The organism is Intestinimonas massiliensis (ex Afouda et al. 2020) (assembly GCF_900626285.1).
In the GTDB taxonomy this organism is placed as follows: Bacteria; Bacillota; Clostridia; order Oscillospirales; family Oscillospiraceae; genus Flavonifractor; species Flavonifractor massiliensis_A.
This window is the reverse complement of record NZ_LR131147.1, coordinates 1,756,755-1,773,427: the sequence shown is the minus strand read 5'-3', so window position 1 is coordinate 1,773,427 and position 16,673 is coordinate 1,756,755. Positions and strand designations below refer to the sequence as shown.

13 protein-coding genes are annotated in these 16,673 nt (G+C 64.9%); 6 read left to right on the top strand and 7 right to left on the bottom strand.

Annotated elements, in window-relative coordinates:
- Window positions 1–53 precede the first annotated feature (53 nt).
- The 4 genes from E0E41_RS08905 to E0E41_RS08885 all read right to left on the bottom strand — a co-directional run bounded on the left by E0E41_RS08905 (window position 54) and on the right by E0E41_RS08885 (window position 5,067).
- A complete protein-coding gene (locus E0E41_RS08905) occupies window positions 54–1,526 on the bottom strand; it encodes a hypothetical protein (protein ID WP_130869612.1) in 1,473 nt (490 codons plus the stop codon).
- A 1-nt stretch (window position 1,527) separates the two neighbouring features.
- Entirely contained in the window at window positions 1,528–2,526 is a 999-nt protein-coding gene (locus E0E41_RS08900; protein ID WP_242623742.1) for a hypothetical protein, read from the bottom strand.
- 97 nt (window positions 2,527–2,623) lie between these two features.
- Window positions 2,624–3,820 (bottom strand): CapA family protein, encoded by a 1,197-nt coding sequence (locus E0E41_RS08895; RefSeq protein WP_165450531.1) that lies wholly within the window; start codon window positions 3,818–3,820, stop codon window positions 2,624–2,626.
- Between the two features lie 11 nt (window positions 3,821–3,831).
- Window positions 3,832–5,067, bottom strand: a complete 1,236-nt coding sequence (locus E0E41_RS08885) for a serine hydrolase domain-containing protein (protein WP_130869609.1) — start codon at window positions 5,065–5,067, stop codon at window positions 3,832–3,834.
- Window positions 5,068–5,218: 151 nt separating this feature from the next.
- Between E0E41_RS08885 and E0E41_RS08880 the strand changes: the two genes are divergently transcribed.
- Genes E0E41_RS08880 through miaA form a run of 5 tightly spaced genes read left to right on the top strand, consistent with a single transcriptional unit; the run spans window position 5,219 to window position 10,874 of the window.
- Entirely contained in the window at window positions 5,219–6,001 is a 783-nt protein-coding gene (locus E0E41_RS08880) for a TIGR00282 family metallophosphoesterase (protein ID WP_130869608.1), read from the top strand.
- A 14-nt stretch (window positions 6,002–6,015) separates the two neighbouring features.
- A complete protein-coding gene (locus tag E0E41_RS08875) occupies window positions 6,016–7,098 on the top strand; it encodes a metallophosphoesterase family protein (RefSeq protein WP_130869607.1) in 1,083 nt (360 codons plus the stop codon).
- A complete protein-coding gene (locus E0E41_RS08870; RefSeq protein ID WP_130869606.1) occupies window positions 7,095–9,299 on the top strand; it encodes an ATP-binding protein in 2,205 nt (734 codons plus the stop codon). Before E0E41_RS08875 ends, E0E41_RS08870 begins: the two co-directional genes overlap by 4 nt.
- 58 nt (window positions 9,300–9,357) lie before the next feature.
- Window positions 9,358–9,972, top strand: a complete 615-nt coding sequence (gene lepB / locus E0E41_RS08865) for a signal peptidase I (protein ID WP_130869605.1) — start codon at window positions 9,358–9,360, stop codon at window positions 9,970–9,972.
- Window positions 9,969–10,874, top strand: coding sequence for a tRNA (adenosine(37)-N6)-dimethylallyltransferase MiaA (gene miaA / locus E0E41_RS08860; RefSeq protein ID WP_130869604.1), 906 nt, complete (start codon window positions 9,969–9,971; stop codon window positions 10,872–10,874). Before lepB ends, miaA begins: the two co-directional genes overlap by 4 nt.
- A 43-nt stretch (window positions 10,875–10,917) precedes the next feature.
- On the opposite strand, the gene E0E41_RS08855 is transcribed toward miaA, so the two are convergent.
- Window positions 10,918–12,444: a hypothetical protein gene (locus tag E0E41_RS08855; RefSeq protein ID WP_130869603.1), complete on the bottom strand. Its 1,527-nt coding sequence runs from the start codon at window positions 12,442–12,444 to the stop codon at window positions 10,918–10,920.
- Window positions 12,437–12,919, bottom strand: coding sequence for an RNA polymerase sigma factor (locus E0E41_RS08850; RefSeq protein WP_130869602.1), 483 nt, complete (start codon window positions 12,917–12,919; stop codon window positions 12,437–12,439). The genes E0E41_RS08855 and E0E41_RS08850 overlap by 8 nt, the downstream gene beginning before the upstream one ends.
- Before the next feature lie 182 nt (window positions 12,920–13,101).
- On the opposite strand from E0E41_RS08850, the gene E0E41_RS08845 reads away from it, so the two are divergent.
- Window positions 13,102–15,222 (top strand): Ig-like domain-containing protein, encoded by a 2,121-nt coding sequence (locus E0E41_RS08845; protein WP_130869601.1) that lies wholly within the window; start codon window positions 13,102–13,104, stop codon window positions 15,220–15,222.
- Between the two features lie 89 nt (window positions 15,223–15,311).
- Here the strand turns inward: E0E41_RS08845 and E0E41_RS08840 are convergent, their stop codons facing one another.
- Window positions 15,312–16,661: a hemolysin family protein gene (locus tag E0E41_RS08840; protein ID WP_242623741.1), complete on the bottom strand. Its 1,350-nt coding sequence runs from the start codon at window positions 16,659–16,661 to the stop codon at window positions 15,312–15,314.
- Window positions 16,662–16,673: the final 12 nt, after the last annotated feature.

Genomic DNA, 16,673 nt, shown 5'->3' with positions numbered 1-16,673 from the left:
ATCATAGTCCTTCGTATGGAAAATTGCAAGGGGGTTCAAGAAATGTTTACAATTCAGCCCTTCCGGGCGGAGGCATCTATCACCGCTTGCAGCTCAGCGGGATCCACATCCTGGCCCCAGTGGTCGTCAATGAAGTCGATGATATCATCCCCGAAGGCGATACCCATGGGCTCATTGTCCAGGGTCACCAGATAGACGCTCTGAAAGTCCAGTCCGTGGACCCGGAGCTGGCTGTCCACGTAGGCCCCTCCGGCGATCCGGTCAGGGGCCAGCTCCGGCGGATCGGTGGAAAAAGCGGCATTCATCCGGAAGGCCACGACGCCCTTTCCGTCCTGCTTGGTGGTACCCAGCACGCCCAGGAACTCGCTCAGCTCCCAGGACACATACCCGGCGTCTTTCACTTCCTCCAGACGGCTGTCAAAATAGCTGTCCACGATATCCCGGTATTTTTCGTAGTAGGTCTCATTGATAAAGCCCTCATAGTCCCGGCTGGTACGGACCAGCTGATAGAGCTCCTGATTTTCCAGGTACAAGGTACCTGCCGGCAGGCCGTCCCGGCCGGATACCTCCACCATGTTTTCTTCCAGCCCGGCGCTCAGGTGAAGCGTACCCCTGCCGGAATAGTTGGCGGCCGGGATGATGGGCACATCCAGGGTCCACAGGATGGCCTCGCCCAGGGAATCCCGCTCCGCAGGGCTGGCTGCCGCGGTGCAGAGCAGTTCCGCCAGGTCGTCGGGATAGATGTACTGCTCCTCCAGACCGCCCCAGGTATACTCGCCCACCTCGCCTTTCTGAAGGCCGGTGAGCAGCGCCGTCAGGGAACCCTCCGGGTCGGGATAGTTGTTGCGGAAGGAGTGGATGTGCCAGGCCTCTCCGTCCCGCTCCAGAGACAGCTCGGTGCGGGAGCCATCCTCCCGGGTGTCGGTCCACAGCAGGGCGGAACCGGCGGCCTCGTCCACCTGGCCTCCGGCACATACAAACGTACCGGGGCCAAAGTCGCTGGTGAAGGTGTACCAGGCGTCGTATTCCGGCAGATAAAGGGTACCGTCTGTGTTGGTCAGATCAGTGGTGGTGATACCGGCGTACCGCTCCAAAGTCTCATCCACGGAAGAGCGGAGGATGCGGTGAATGGGCACGGGCAGATCGGAGGGGGCCGTCCACCCAAGAGAGGCCGTCTCCTCGGCAAAGAGGAAGTCCGGCCGGGCGGCCAGAGCGTCAAACTCCGTCTGGTCGGCGTCCTCCACCAGACCGTCGCCGGGGAAGTAGCGGAGAAATTCCGCAAAATCCAGATTCTTTACGTCATCATAATAGCTGGTGAAAAAGCCGCTCACCGGTGTGGCGTATGTCACGTTGTCCAGTACCGTTTGGGGAAGAAAGGCGTCATTGACCCGGTCGATCTCCTCCTGGGTGAGGGGACGGGTCTCCGCCGCCGGGGTGGGGGATGTGGGGGGCGGAGCCTGCTCCGCGCAGCCCGCCAGGGGAAGGATCAGGGCCGGCAGCAGCAGGCCCAGCAGTGCTTGTTTCATGTTATTCTCTCCCATCCAAATCGTTGTGATATTCCCGGAACAGGATCCGGAAGCTGGGGATATTGTCATATCCCAGGTTGGAGGTCTCCACGGTGAAGCGGTAAGCCCGGTCGGTCAGCTTGGCGGTGACCACCGTGTCCGCTCCGTCCTCCCGGATGACCACGCCGGTGAGGAAGTGGCTGTCCCGGCCCAGGGAACCCGCCGGGATGGTGTAGGGGTACAGGTTTTCCGGGTAGTTCATCAGGGCCAGATCGTCGTTCAGCGGGGTGCCGGGGGAGCCGCTGCTGAGGCAGGTGTTGTACAGCCGGAGGGTAAAGACCCCGGTGTCCGGGTCAAAAGAGGTGGAGAAGCCGGGAATGGTGGTAACCGCCGGGAAGAAGGAATAGAATTTTTCTTCGCTGTCCCCGTTGGGGATGAAGGAGAAGGACAGGCCGTCGGCGTCGATGCGGGCGTCGTACACCTGCTCATACCGGTCGGAAAAGACGGGACCCCCCTCCTCCAAGGACCCGATATACAGAGGCTGGGTTGGGTCCAGCCAGACGGTGTCCCGCTGCTCCTGGATCTCTGCCCAGCCGGGCACCAGGACGCCGTTTTCATCCCCCAGCACCTGTACCGTCACCTCCTCCGGCATGCCCCGCCAGGGGGTGCCGGAATCCATACCGTTGGTGGCGTAGCGGACCTGGCCGTCGTCCAGGATCTCATAGCCGGTGAACTGGCTCATGGCGGTGAGCTGCACCCGCCTGCCGGTGCCGCCGAATACCCACTCCAGCAGGGTGAAATCGGTGTCGGTCCCGTAGCTGACCTCCGCCAGGAAGTCGGAGCCGTAGGGGGTGAGCTTCTGGACCTGATAGCCCTCGTCTTGATAGCGGGCACGGATGTCCGCCTCGGTGAGGGAGGCGGCCTGGGGGCTGTCCTGCGCCTCCTCTGCCGGGGGCGTCTGCTGTGCCCCGCAGCCCGCCAGAAGCAGCAGGACCAGCGCAAGGGAAAGCATACGCTTCATAACAAAACCTCCTTTGTCACCCCTATGGTACCATGGATACCGGTACAAAGGGTGACAAAGGAGGTTACAATTCAGAGGCAAAAAGCTACGAAAAAAACTAAAAGCCGAAAATTTCCAGACAATTTTTCTCCGTTTCTTCCAAACGCTGGACGAGAGCGCTGTCTGCCCCGGCGGGGATCACCGAGGCGTCGGTTAGAGTAAAGACCCGCTGGGTGCCGTCCCGCCGCACCATCAGCATGGGGGCGTAGGACCAGCCGGTGACGGCGGTCTCCCCGGTCTCATTGTCCCTCGTCAGCTCCAGGGTGAGGGCGGCGGTGGTGTCGGTGAGGGGGTCCACCTGGGAGGAGATGAAGTTGCCCAGAGAGTAGCATACGAACCCGGTGTGCTCGGTCCCGTCCCAGCCGGTGACGGTGCGCTCCTCCATGGGCTGGGGCACGTGGGAGTGGCCCCCCAGCACCAGGTCGGCCCCATTGGAGATCAGCAGGTCGGCAATCTCCTCCTGGTAGCTGTTCTGCCTGGTGCGGTATTCCGTTCCCCAGTGAATCATGACGGCGATGAGGTCGGGCTCCATGGCCCGGGCGGCGGCCAGGTCGGCCTCCAATTTTTCCGTGTCCGGGGTGGACAGGCCCGTCATGTAATCGGTGTTGAACAGGCTGACGGCCCAATCCTTTCCGCTGGGCAGGGGGATGCCGTTGGTGCCGTAGGTGTAGCCCAGGAAGGCCACCGTGATACCTCCCACGTCGGCCAGATGGACGGGGGCGGCGGCATCCTCCTCCGAGGCGTAGGTGCCCACATGGGCCAGCCCGGCCCCGTCCAGGGCGTCCAGGGTGGCCTCCAGGCCGCTGAACCCCTTGTCCAGACAGTGGTTGTTGGCGGTGAGCATCAGATCAAAGCCCAGCTCCTTCAAATCGTCCGCCAGGGCCGCAGGGGAGCGGAAGGCGGGGTAGCCGGAGTAGGGCCCCTCGGCGGACAGGGTGGTCTCCAGATTGGCCACGGCGTAGTCCGCCCCCTCCACATAGGGCCGGGCCTGCTCAAAAATGGGGGTGTAATCGTAGATGCCCTGCTCCTCGTCCCAGGCGTCACGGGTCACCGGCATGTGGCTCATCACGTCCCCGCACACCGCCAGGGTAGCCACCGTGGGGGGCGTGGGTGTGGGCTCCGGCGTGGGGGTGACGGTGGGCGCAGGCGTGGGTGTGGGCGCAGGTGTGGAAGCTGGTACCGGGGCGGCACACCCCGCCAGGACCGCCAGAAGCAGGGCGGCGGCAAGCCGCTTGAAATCACGCAGAATAAGCACTCCTTTCCGGTTTACCCGTAAACCGCCTTGGCCACCTGGCTGCACACGGAGTAGACCCCGCAGCTGTCCTTGGCGCCGCTGGCTCCGGTGGTAAAGACCACCACCCCGTCCCCGGTGTCCGGATCATAGGAGATGAGGCCGTAGAAGCCGTAGGCCGAGCCGGTGTGGTAATAGATCCGGTCCCGGCCGTACATGTTTTCCCGGTACCGCAGGGGGCGGCACTGGGAGAAGCCGCCGGAGGTCTGGCCGAAGGGCTGCTCCAGGAAGGCCACCGTCCCGGGGGAGAGGAGCTGCTGCCCCTGGTACATGCCGTCCTCCGCCAGCAGGGCCACCAGCTTGGCCATGTCCCCGGCGCTGCAGGTGAAGCCGCCGGCGAAGAAGTTGCCCCGGTAGCCCGGGGTGTCGACGCATTTGTAGCCCTTCTGGGTGGCCACCGAGCGGGTCATGGATTTGCCCTGATACAGGGCGCACAGCAGGCCGGTGTCGTCCACGCTGCCCGCCTCAAAGGCGGCGTCGATGCCCATGGGGGTGAGGATGGCGTCCCCCAGCACGTCGTCCAGCACCCGGTCCGCCGCCAGCTCCAGGGTCATGCCCAGCACGGCGAAGCCGTAGTTGTTGTAGCTCCAGCTGGACAGGGCGCCGGGCTTGGCGTTATAGTAGCCGTTCCCCGCCAGCCGCTGCCGGGCGCTGCTCCCCTTCAGGGCGGTCAGGCTGCCGCTGGCGTCGCTGAGGGTGGAGGTGTGGGTGAGGAACATGTCCACCGTAATGGGGGTGTTGGGATAGGATGGGTTGCGCACTGTCACCCCCCAGTAGTCCGACAGCTTGTCCTGGGGGTCGATCACGCCCTGGTCCATCAGCACCCCCACGCTGATGCCCACCGCCACCTTGGTGAGGGAGGCGCAGCGCATCTTGTGCCGGGGCGTCATGGAGATCTGCCCGTTCACCGCCCAGCCGGAGGCGGCCTGGGCGATGACCTCCCCGTCCTGGATCACCGCCGCCTGGATGCCCATGGCGCCGTAGTCCTTCTTCGCCTGCTCCACCGCCTGCTGGAGCTGGGCCTGGGAGATCAGCGGCGGCTCCGGCGTGGGCGTAGGCGTGGGGGGCGGTGGGGGGTCCCGGGGAACGGCAGGCACGCCCTCGTCGGCAGCGGAACCGCCCGCAGTCAGACTGCTGAGCTGACTGGCCGCGGCCGGTCCGCAGACAGTCAGGGCGAGGGCCAGAAACAGACAGAGTGCGACACGTTTCATCAAAAAACCTCCTTGTTCAGAAATAGATTACCATACTGTTACAGGAAAGGAGTTACAAATTGGGATCAATTCTGGAAATGGGAATCGGCAATTGCCCTTTGAGAAAAAATAACATATAATAAGAGCTGTTGAATTTAAAGGGAGGCAGACTATGATCCTGAATATATTGGCGGTAGGCGACGTGGTGGGCGACGGCGGCCTGGAGTGCCTGGACCGCCACCTGCGGCAGCTGAAAAAGCTGAAGAACATCCACTTCACCGTGGTCAACGGGGAGAACGCCTCCGGGGTGGGCATCCTGCCCCGGCAGGCCCGGGAGATCTTTGACGCCGGGGCCGATGTGGTCACCCTGGGCAACCACACCTGGAACCGCATCCAGATCGCCGACTTCCTGGAGGACGACCGCTACACCCTGCGGCCCGCCAACTACACCAACCGGGTGCCCGGCCGGGGCTGGGAGGTGTACGACGGCCCCAACGGCCTGCACATCGGCGTCATCAACCTGATCGGCCGGTGCGAGATGGACAGCAACTTTGAAAACCCCTTTACCACCGCCGACCGGGTGCTCAGGCGGATGGAGGGGGCCGACGTAGTGCTGGTGGACTTCCACGCCGAGGCCACCAGCGAGAAGGGGGCCATGGGGTACTACCTGGACGGCAGGGTGCAGGCCCTGTGGGGCACCCACACCCACGTGCCCACCGCCGACATGCAGATCCTGCCCAAAGGCACCGGCTTTGTCACCGACCTGGGCATGACCGGCCCCTCCCGCAGCGTGCTGGGCATCCGGCCCGAGCAGGCCATCAACCGCTTCCTGGGCGGGCTGCCCCGGCGGTTTGAGCCCGCCGACGGCCCCTGCAAGCTGGAGAGCGTGGTCTTTTCCATTGATACCGATACCCGCCGCTGCGTGGAAGTGGAGCGGGTGGACCTGCGCGACTGAAAGGAAACCGAACGATGCTGAAACTCATTCACGGGGCGGACTTCCATCTGGACGCCCCATTCGCCGCCCTCTCCCCGGAGCAGGCCAGGGTGCGGCGGGCCGAGCAGCGGCAGCTGCTGGACCGGCTGGCCGACCTGGCGGAGACCGAGGGGGCGGACCTGGTGCTGCTGTCCGGCGACCTGCTGGACGGGGGGGAGACCTACCAGGAGACGGTGGAGGCCCTCTCCCGCACCCTGGGTCAGATGAAGGTGCCGGTGTTCATCGCCCCCGGCAACCACGACCCCTACGGCCCCCGGTCGGTGTATGCCGGCACCGTGTGGCCGGACAACGTACACATCTTTACCACAGTGCAGCCTGAGGCGGTGGAGCTGCCCCAGCTCAATTGCGTGGTCCACGGGGCGGCCTTCACCACCCCCCAGGCCGACCGCTCCCCCCTCATGGGCTTCTCCGTCCCCCGGGACGGGAAGCTCCACCTGATGGCCCTCCATGGGGACGTGGCGGGCCAGGGCCGGTACGGCCCCATCGACCCGGCGGACATCGCTGCCAGCGGCCTGACCTACCTGGCCCTGGGCCACATCCACGCCTGCTCCGGTTTGCAGCAGGCGGGGGACACCTTCTGGGCCTACCCCGGCTGCCCCGAGGGCCGGGGCTTTGACGAGACGGGAGAGAAGGGCGTGCTGTCGGTGACGGTGGCCGATGACCGTACCGTGTCCGCCCGCTTCGTGCCCCTGGCCGGGCGGCGGTATGAGATCACCGAGGCCGACGTTACCGGGAAGGAGAGCGCCGAAGAGGCCCTCCGGGCCGTGCTGCCCACCTCTCCCACCGGGGACTGCTGCCGGATCGTCCTCACCGGCCAGCGGAGCTTTGACGCCCCCGATCCCGCCGCCCTCACCGCCCTGGCGGCCCCCCTCTATTTCAGCGTCACCGTCCGGGACAACACCCGGCCCCTCCGGGATCTGTGGGACCGGGCGGGGGAGGACAGCCTCACCGGGCTGGTGCTCCGGGCCCTGAAGGGGGAAAAGGAGCTGGAAGACCGAGACCTGGCCGCCCGCTTTGCCCTGGCGGCCCTGGAACACGGGGAGGACCCCTGCCCATGAAAATCAAGAAAATGCGCGCCACCTTCGGGGGCCTGGACCACCGGGAGCTGACCCTGAAGGACGGCCTGAATATCATCACCGCCCCCAACGAGGGGGGCAAGTCCACCTGGTCCGCCTTCCTGCGGGCCATGTTCTACGGCATCAACACCAAGGAGCGGGACAAGCAGAACTACATCGCGGAAAAGAACCGCTACCAGCCCTGGAGCGGGGCGGCCATGGAGGGGGTCCTGGACCTGGAGTGGAAGGGCCAGGCCATCACCCTCCGCCGGGGCCAGAAGGGAAACACCCCCTTCGGCGCTTTTGAGGCGGTATATACCGGCACCGGGGAGCAGGTGCCCGGCCTCACCGGCGACACCGTGGGGGAGACCCTGCTGGGGGTGCCCCGGGAGGTGTTCGAGCGCTCCGCCTTCGTGGGCCAGGGCGGAACCGCCATCGACGGCGCCCCCGCCCTGGAGGCCCGCATCGCCGCCCTGGCCTCCAGCGGGGAGGAGGACGTGTCCTACTCCCAGGTGGAGCGGGTGCTGCGGGACTGGCGCAACCGCCGCCAGCACAACAGGACCGGCCTGATCCCCAAGCTGGAGGGGGAGCTGGCGGAGATCGAGAATACCCTGGCCCGCCAGTCCAAGGCCTTCCGCCTGTCCCAGGAGGCCAAGCGGGAGCTGGACCGGCTCCAGACCGAGCACAAGCTGCTTTTGTCCGAGCGGCAGGCCCATCTGGTCCGCGCCATGGCCGCCCGGCGGCAGAAGTGGGAGGCGGGCCAGCAGGCCCTGGCGGAGACCAGAGCCCAGGTGGAGGCCCTGCAAGCAGAACTTAACCGCTACGGCGCGCCCCCCGACGGGGAGACCCTGCGGCGGGCCCAGGAGGAGCTGAACTACCTGAACACCCTCCACTCCAACCAGAAGCTGGCGGAAAACCAGCTGGAGGAGGCCAGAACGGAGGAAGCGGAAACCAAAGCCGCCGCCGTAGACCCCCTGTTCCCCGATCTGACCCCGGATGAGGCCTGGCAGCAGGCCAGCGCCGACGCCGAGACCGTCGGGCGGGCCGTCCGCACCGGCGGCCTGACGGGAGGGGGCGCTGCCGCCCTGGTGCTGGCCGCCGCCGCGCTGGGCCTGGCTCTGGCCAAGGTCCTGCCCGCCCTGTGGATGGGGGCGGCCGCCTGCGGCGTGCTGGCTGCGGCGGGGGTAGGCCTGTTGGTGGCCGCTGCTGCGAAAAAGAAGGGGGCGGAGCGGGCCCGGGCCGACGTGCTGGAGCGCTACTCGGCCAATACCCCCGACGACATCCTGACCCGGGCCAACGTCTACCGGGAGCGGTGTGTGGTGGCCGCCGAGGCCGCCCGCCGCCGGGAGGCGGTGGAACAGTCCCTGGCGGAGCTGACCGCCCGGGATCAGGACACGAAAACCAAGCTGCTGGCGCTGGTCCACACCTTCGCCCCCACTGTCACCGACACCTTCGGGGTGTCTGCCGCCATCTCCCGGGCCCTGAACCTGGACCAGCGGCTGGCTACCGCAAAGGTGAAGCTGGAGGGGGCCAGAACCCTGGCCGACAGCCTGCCCAAGCCGGAGGACGGCCTGGAGGACAACGGGGTGGTGCCCCGGTTCGACCCGGCGGAGACCGCCGCCCGGCTGGAGGCGGCGGAGAGCGAGCTGACCCGGCTGCGGGGCGGCCTGGCCCTGGCCCAGGGGGAGCTGAACACCCTGGGGGACCGGGAGGAGCTCACCGCCCGGCGGGAGGCCGTCGTGGAGGAGCTGGAGCGCCGCCGGAAGGAGTACGACGCCCTCACCGCCGCCCTGGAGGCCCTGGAGAAGGGCCACGCCGGGCTTCAGGCCCGGTTCTCCCCCGCCCTGAACCGGCGGGCGGGCGAGCTGCTGTCCAAACTCACCGGCGGCAAATACGACAAGGTGTCCCTCACCAGGGAGTTTGAGGCCCTGGCGGAGGAGCACGACGGCCTGCTGCCCCGGCGGGCGCTGGTGCTGTCCCGTGGCACCGCCGACCAGCTCTATCTGGCGGTGCGGCTGGCGGTGTGCCAGCTGGTGCTGCCGGGGGAGGATCCCTGCCCCCTGGTGCTGGACGACGCCCTGGCCAACTTTGACGATGAGCGGATGGCCCTGGCCCTGGACACCCTGGCGGAGCTGGGGCAGGAGCGGCAGATCCTGCTGTTCACCTGCCACAGCCGGGAGAGCGCCTGGCTGGCGGAAAAGTGAGACAGTCTTCCCTTGCAATCGGGGTTTTTGTGCATTATAATTGGTCTATTCACGGGTTATGGAGCTGATCAGATTGAGACTTGACAGACATGAGGAGCTGGAGAAAAAGGAGGAGCTGTCCAGCAGCGACTCCCTGAAGCTGGATCTGTACTTCTGGCTTCAGGCGCTGGTGGCCGCCCTGGTGCTGCTGATCCTGGTGTTCACCTTTGTGGGACGGATCATCGGCGTGTCGGGCAGTTCCATGGTGCCCACCCTCCACAACGGGGACATGCTGCTCCTCCAGAGTATCGGATACACCCCCAAGCAGGGGGACGTGGTGGTGCTCACCAAGGAGTTTGACGCCGCCGACGGCCCCATCGTCAAGCGGGTCATCGCCACCGGGGGCCAGCACGTGGTCATCGACTACGCCGCCGGCACCGTGACGGTGGACGGCGAGGTGCTGGACGAGCCCTATATCAACGAGCCCATGATGCAGCCTATGGGGGAGAGCCTCACCGACGTGGTGGTGCCCGAGGGGTCCATCTTCGTCATGGGGGACAACCGCAACCACTCCTCCGACAGCCGGGACGTGACCCTGGGCACGGTGGACCAGCGGTACGTGCTGGGCCGGGCCATCTGGGTGCTGCTGCCCTTCCAGGACTTCGGGGCCATCGTCCACGGAGACCAGGTATGACCGGGGGCCTGCCCAAGCTGGTGGTGGTGCTGGGCACCACCGCCTGCGGAAAGAGCGGCCTGGGTGTGGAGCTGGCCAAGCGATTTGACGGCGAGGTGATCTCCGCCGATTCCCGGCAGGTGTACAAGGGCCTGGACCTGGGCACCGGTAAGGTGACGGAGGAGGAGATGGAGGGGATCCCCCACCACATGCTGGACGTGGTGGAGCCGGGCGAAACCTACTCCGTGGCCGACTTCCAGCCGGCGGCCTACGCCGCCATCGACGATGTGATCGCCCGGGGCAAAACCCCCATCCTGGTGGGGGGCACCGGGCTGTACGTCCGCTCCGTCACCGAGGGTTTCGTCTTTTCCAACAGCAAGCCGGACCCCGCCCTGCGGGAGGAATTGGAGCAGAAAAGCAACGAGGAGCTGTATGCCATCCTGCGGGAGAGGACCGGCGTCACCCTCACCGGCGGGGAGGAGAACAACCGCCACCGGCTCATGCGGTCGGTGGAGAAAGCCCTGTCCGGCGGGTGGGAGGCCCCCAAGGCCTGCCCCCGGTACCACTGCCTGCTGCTGGGGGTGAATTTCCCCCGGGAGGTGGTGTGTGACCGCATCGACCAGCGGCTCCAGGCACGGATCGACGCGGGCATGATCGACGAGGTGGCAAACCTCCGCGCCGCCGGGGTGAGCGACCAGTTCCTGGACCGGCTGGGGCTGGAGTACCGCTACATCCTCTGGTATCTCACCGGCAAAATCCCCACCCTGGAGGGGCTGAAGGACGAGCTGGGCCGGGCCATCAAGCGCTTTGCCAAGCGGCAGGTGGTGTGGTTCAAAAAGGACAGGGACGTGCTGTGGCTGGACATGGAGGGGGACTTCCTCACCCAGGCCACAGACGCGGTGGAACGATTTCTCCAGGCATAAGGTATGAGAAAAGGGCGGCCCGATGGGCCGCCCTTTTTGCTGCTTATGGAGCCTGTATCTCGTACAGGAAATGCCAGGAGACATCCTCCTTGCTCTGCTGGATGGCCAGGGCGGCTTCGTAGTCCGCCCGGGTAACGGACTGGTAGTCCAGGTACCAGTCGGTGCTTACGGTGCCGTCGCCGCCGGTGGTGGTATCCGCCGACCCCTTGGGCGCGGTGGCCCAGTCGTGCTGGATCGTGCCCGAGATGTCGGTGTTGGAGAAGATCATCCGGCCGAACCCGCTGGAGGTGTCATAGGAGTAGGAGTAGGTGCCGTCCACCTTTAGGCCGGTCAGCTCCCCGCTGGCCAGGGTGTAGCCGTATACGGTGCCGTCCTCCCCCTGCCGCAGCACCAGGCAGCCGTAGTCGGCTCCCGTGTCCAGGGTCAGCAGCACCACCGCCTCACTCCTGCCGTCCCCGTCCAGGTCAATGGCGGCGAAGGAGTCCGCCGCCAGCCGGTTGTGGGCCGGGGCGCGGCTGTCCAGATACTGGAGCAGGGTGGTGGTGCCGTTGTGGGGGGCATCATAAAAGACGCCCTCCGCCGCCAGTACCCCGGCAATGGACCCGGGCAGGTCAGAGCCGGATTGGCCGCTCTCCTGGGCCGGGGTCTCCCGGAGGGATTCATCCAGGGGCCGGGCGGGGGTGAGGAGGGAGTAGTCGAAGCTGTCCGCCAGGTCCTTCATGTCCTGCTTGGTCACCCCCTGGTCGGTGCCCTCCAGCACGGTGACGGAGATGAAGCTGTCCCCCAGGTCGGTGAGCAGGAAGCCCCGGCCCGGTCCCAGATCCAGGGTGATCTCCCGGCCCTCGTCGGTCTTGTAGTACCACTCCTCATAGGCGGACAGATCGTCCACCGTAAAATATACGTCGTTGAGGGTGCCCTTGACGCTGCGGCGGAACTGGTAGTCCAGCCGGGTACCGCTGCCGGTGTCCAGGTATCCGTCATAGTGGAAGGTGCCGTCCTCCGCCATGGGGCCGGAATAGGCGGTGTTGTCCCCCAGAAAATCCCCCAACAGGGCGATCCAGTCGTCCTGCGTTTCCACCACATGCTCCCAGGTGTGGAGGGTCAGGTGATATTTGGCGGCGATCTCCTCCAGCTTGTCCGCCATCTCCTGGGTGTACACCATGTAACAGCTGTATTTGGCCAGTGCGGGGTCTGTGTAGTTGCCCACCACCCTGAGGATGGCGCCGTCCGGGTCATAGGAGGACAGGAAATCGTTCCACTCCGCCAGGGCCTGGCTCTCGGGGGTGTCGAGATAGCCGGACAGGCTGAGAACATCCTCTTGTACGGACTGCTGGGGCGAGGGGTCGGACTGCCCCTGGGGCAGCACCAGATCCCGCAGGCCCATCAGATGGGCGGCTACCGCCACGGCGGACAGGGCGGCCAGCAGGGCAACTGCCGCCGCCAGCAGCCACAGCCGCCGGACGGGTTTCTTCCGCCGGGGCTTCCGCCGCTGTTCAAAGTCCTCCCAGCGGATGGGGACGGAGCTGTGGACCTGAGAGAAGGTCTCCTGATAGAATTCCCGGTTAGTCATCCTGCCACACCTCCCCCAACTGTTCCTTCAGCTTGGACCGGGCCCGGGACAGCCGGGTGGTCACCGTGGAGGGTTCCAGGTCCAGCAGCTTCCCGATCTCCCGCACCGACAGTTCCTCGTAGTAAAACAGCACCAGCACGATGCGGTAGATCTCCGGCAGGGCCATTACCGCCTGATACAGGGCCTCCTGCTCCGGCTCCTGGAACACCGGCTGGGTCGGAACCTCATCCAGGGAGGCCCGCCGCTTCCGCCAGGGGCTGCGCAGCACGTCCCGGCAGTAGTTCACCGTCACCCGCAGCAGCCACCGCCGCAGGTGCTCCTCCCCCTGGAAGGGTTTTTGGGCGGTGTACAGCCGGAGAAAGACCTCCTGCACCGCGTCGTCCGCGTCCTGCGGGCTGGCCAGGACGTGGAGCGCCACCCGGTAGACCGTGTCCTGATAGCGCTCCACCGCGGCGGTGAAACTGGTTTTGTCCATGGGCGTCCCCCCTTGTCGAAATGCCTTCACTTCAGATACGAGCGGGGCGGCGGATTTGTCACAGAAAGAAGAAAAAAGGATTGTTCCGCAAAGTTGACACAAAACGAAAAATACCTTATACTTACTTTTACTTATAAAATATGGAAGAGCATCCAGCATGATTCAGGAAGGATGATGATCAGATGAAAAGAGCAAGGCGTTCCCTTCTGTTTACCCTGACAGTTTCCATCCTGCTGTGTCTGGTCCAGTTTGCTCCGGCTCAGGCGGCGGGCGGCGGCCTGCAAGGGGCGGGGACCGAGACAATGCCGTTTCAGATCTCCAACGAGGAACAGCTGCGGATGCTGGGGGATTTTCCCAACGCATACTGGATTTTGACGGACAATGTGGTCCTTACCAGCCAGTGGACGCCGGTGGTGAAATTTACCGGCAATCTGGACGGCAACGGATACACCATCAGCGGGCTGGAGATCTACGACAAAGAGGATTACGATCCCAATGAGGCGGCCTTTATCAAGGAGAATACGGGTACCATCAAAAATCTGCACCTGGAGGGCCAGGCCACCTTTGAATCCTGCCAGCTGGGCGGGGCCATGCTGGTCTTTGAAAACAGCGGTACCATCGAAAACTGTTCCGTGAAGGGGACCATCCATCTGGTCATGCACAACACCCATACACAGGGCCACTCGGATTGCGGCGGCATGGTCTCCTTCAACACCTCCAGCGGTGTGATCAGAAACAGCTACGCCCGGCTGCTGTTCACCTTCAGCATTGAGAGCGGCAATCGTTCCTACGGCTATTATACTGCCTGCTTTGCCCAGCGGAATTACGGCACCATTGAAAACTGCTACTCCGCCTCGGAAGGGGAATATTCCTACCATGAGTTCTGGGGCTTCACCAGATGGATCGGGACCAGTACCGCCCAGTATGAGAGCTGCTATTACGACAAGGACCTGCCGGGAATCTATTCCTGGGAATCTGACGAATTTTATCAGATGTTCCCCAGAACCACGACGGCCATGAAGATGCAGAGCAACTACACCGGCTGGGACTTTGAGCAGGTCTGGGCCATGGATGAAAACGTCAACGACGGGTATCCCTACCTGCGCAATGAAAAGTCGGTCACCATCCATGCGGCGGGCCTGGCCCTTGACCCGGCGGAGGCCACCGTGCAGGAGGGGGAGACAATCACCCTGCGGCCCGTGTTCACGCCCCAGGGCACCACCAACCAGACAGTGACGTGGCGGAGCTCCAACGAATCCACCGCCACGGTGGAAAATGGTGTGGTGACCGGCGTCTCAGAAGGTACGGTGGCAATTATCGCCACCTCGGAGGACGGCGGCTTTACCGCCACCTGTCAGGTCACCGTGACAGCCGAGCCGGTGGAGCCCCAGAATCCCGGCGGCGCCTGCGGAGCCGACCTGACCTGGACGCTGATGGACGGGAAGCTGACCATCTCCGGCACCGGGGCCATGAGCTATGACGGCTATGAGGCCCCCTGGATCGAGTACGGGGACGAGATCACCGAAATCGAGATCGGCAGCGGGGTCACCGCCCTGGCGGACTACGCCTTTGCCTACACCAATATCACGGAGCTGTTTGTCCCCGCCTCGGTGACGGAGATCGGCGCCGAAGCCATGGGGAGCTGTACGGCGCTGGAGGCCATCACCATTGACGCCGCCAACCCGGCCTACTCCGCCCGGGACGGGGTGCTGTTCAGCAAGGACCAGACGGTGCTGATCCAGTATCCCGCCGGCAAGCCGGACCCGGCCTACTACGTTCCCGACGGGGTGGAGCGGATCCTGGAGTCGGCCATCTATCTGAACGACCAGCTGAAGGACGTGTACATTCCCGACAGTGTGACCGACATCGAATATTACGCCATTTCCACCTACAATGCCCTTACCGTCCACGGCACGGCGGGAGGTACGGCGGAGGCGTATGTGGAGAACTTCAACAAGAGCGCCATCATAGAGCTGAAATTTGAGCCGGTTTCCGCCGCCGGATATGATTATACCGTCAGCTCAGTGTCCGGCAGCCCCTCCGCCGGCGGAAAATTCCGGGCGTCGGTGAGCGTGACCAAAAACACCGATACCGATCAGGGAATCATCATCCTGGCCCTGTACAGCAGAGAGGGGGCTCTTTCCGACTTTATCTTCATGCAGGGTGATTTTGAGCAGGGAAAGACCTATACCTTCGGAGGTACCCTGACAGGCTTTGAAGGGGCTGTGCTCAAGGCCTTTGTGTGGGATAATTTTACGACTATGGTGCCAATCAGCAACACAGCCGGCAGTACGGCGGAATGACCGCCGTGTGACGGCAAAAAATACCCGCGGCCGGGTTCCAATCTCGGCCGCGGGTATTTCTTGTGCGCAATGCGGGACGACAGGCCGGCTCAGTTGGCCGGAGCGGGTTCCTCCGCCGGGGCGGGGGCGATCTTGGTGACGGTGGCCCACTCCACCCGCCGCTCGGAGAGCTCCTCCACCCGGATGTGCAGGCCGTAGGCCTCCACCTCAGGGTGGCTGCCGTCCTCGGGGATCACGCTGAGCTGGGCAAATACCAGGCCGCCCAGGGTCTCGGTCTCCTCGTCCTCGGGGAACTCCACCCCCAAAGCGGTACCGATGTCCTCCAGCTCGGCGGAGCCGGCGATCCGCCAGCGGTCATTCCCCAGGGGGATGATCTCCTGGTCCTCCTGGGGGTCGAACTCGTCGTAGATGTTGCCCACGATCTCCTCCAGCAGGTCCTCCATGGTCACCAGCCCGGCGGTGCCGCCGTACTCGTCCACCACGATGGACAGGTGGACCTTCTTGCTCTGCATATCCCGGAACAGCACGTCGGTGCGAACCGAATCGGGGACGAAATAGGCCGGGCGGAGCAGTTCCCGCAGAGGCTTGGGCTGGTCCTTCCGGGTGTTGAGCAGCCATTCCCGGGTGTTCAGGATGCCGATGACGTCGTCGGCGTCCTCCTCATACACCGGGAACCGGGACAGGCCGGAGCTCTCGATGGTCTGCTCGATCTCCTCCGCCGTGTCGTCCACCCAGATCATCACCATGTCGGTGCGGTGGACCATCACATCCTCGGCGGTCATGTTGTTGAACTCGAAGATGTTCTCGATCATTTCCTTCTCGTCGCTCTCGATGGCGCCCTTTTCCTCGCCGATGTCCACCATCTTGCGGATGCCCTCCTCGGACACCGGGGCCCGGTCGGGGTGGGGGTCCAGGTGGAGCAGGCGGAGCACCAGACCGCTGATCCCCTCCAGCAGGGCTGTGAGAGGGAGCAGCAGGACAGACAGGGCGGCCACCGCCCCGCAGGTGAGCCGGGCGGCCTGCTCCCCCCGGTGGAGGGAGACCCGGCGGGGGATGAGGTACCCGAAGGCCATGACGATAAGAGCCGCGATCAGGGTGACCAGAACGGCGGCCAGGGTCCGGACGGCATGGGCGCTGCCGCCGGTCAGTTCCCACTGGTTTACCGCCCACCGGCCCAGGGGCAGGCCGAAGGCCAGAACGGCCCAGGCGGCGGAAAAGAAGCCGCACAGGGTGACGCACAGCTGGATGGTGGTGCGGGTGCGCACCGGGCGGGCCATCAGCTTGAGCAGCCGGGCGGCTTTTCCGTCGCCCTCCTCGGCCTGATGGCGGAGCTCCCCCTCATCGGGAGCGGGAATGGACAGCTCAGCGGCTGCGAAAAAAGCGGTCAGCAGTAAAAGTATGACCTGCAGCAGGAGCGAAGGCCATAATGGGGGTTGCAAAGTAATTCCTCC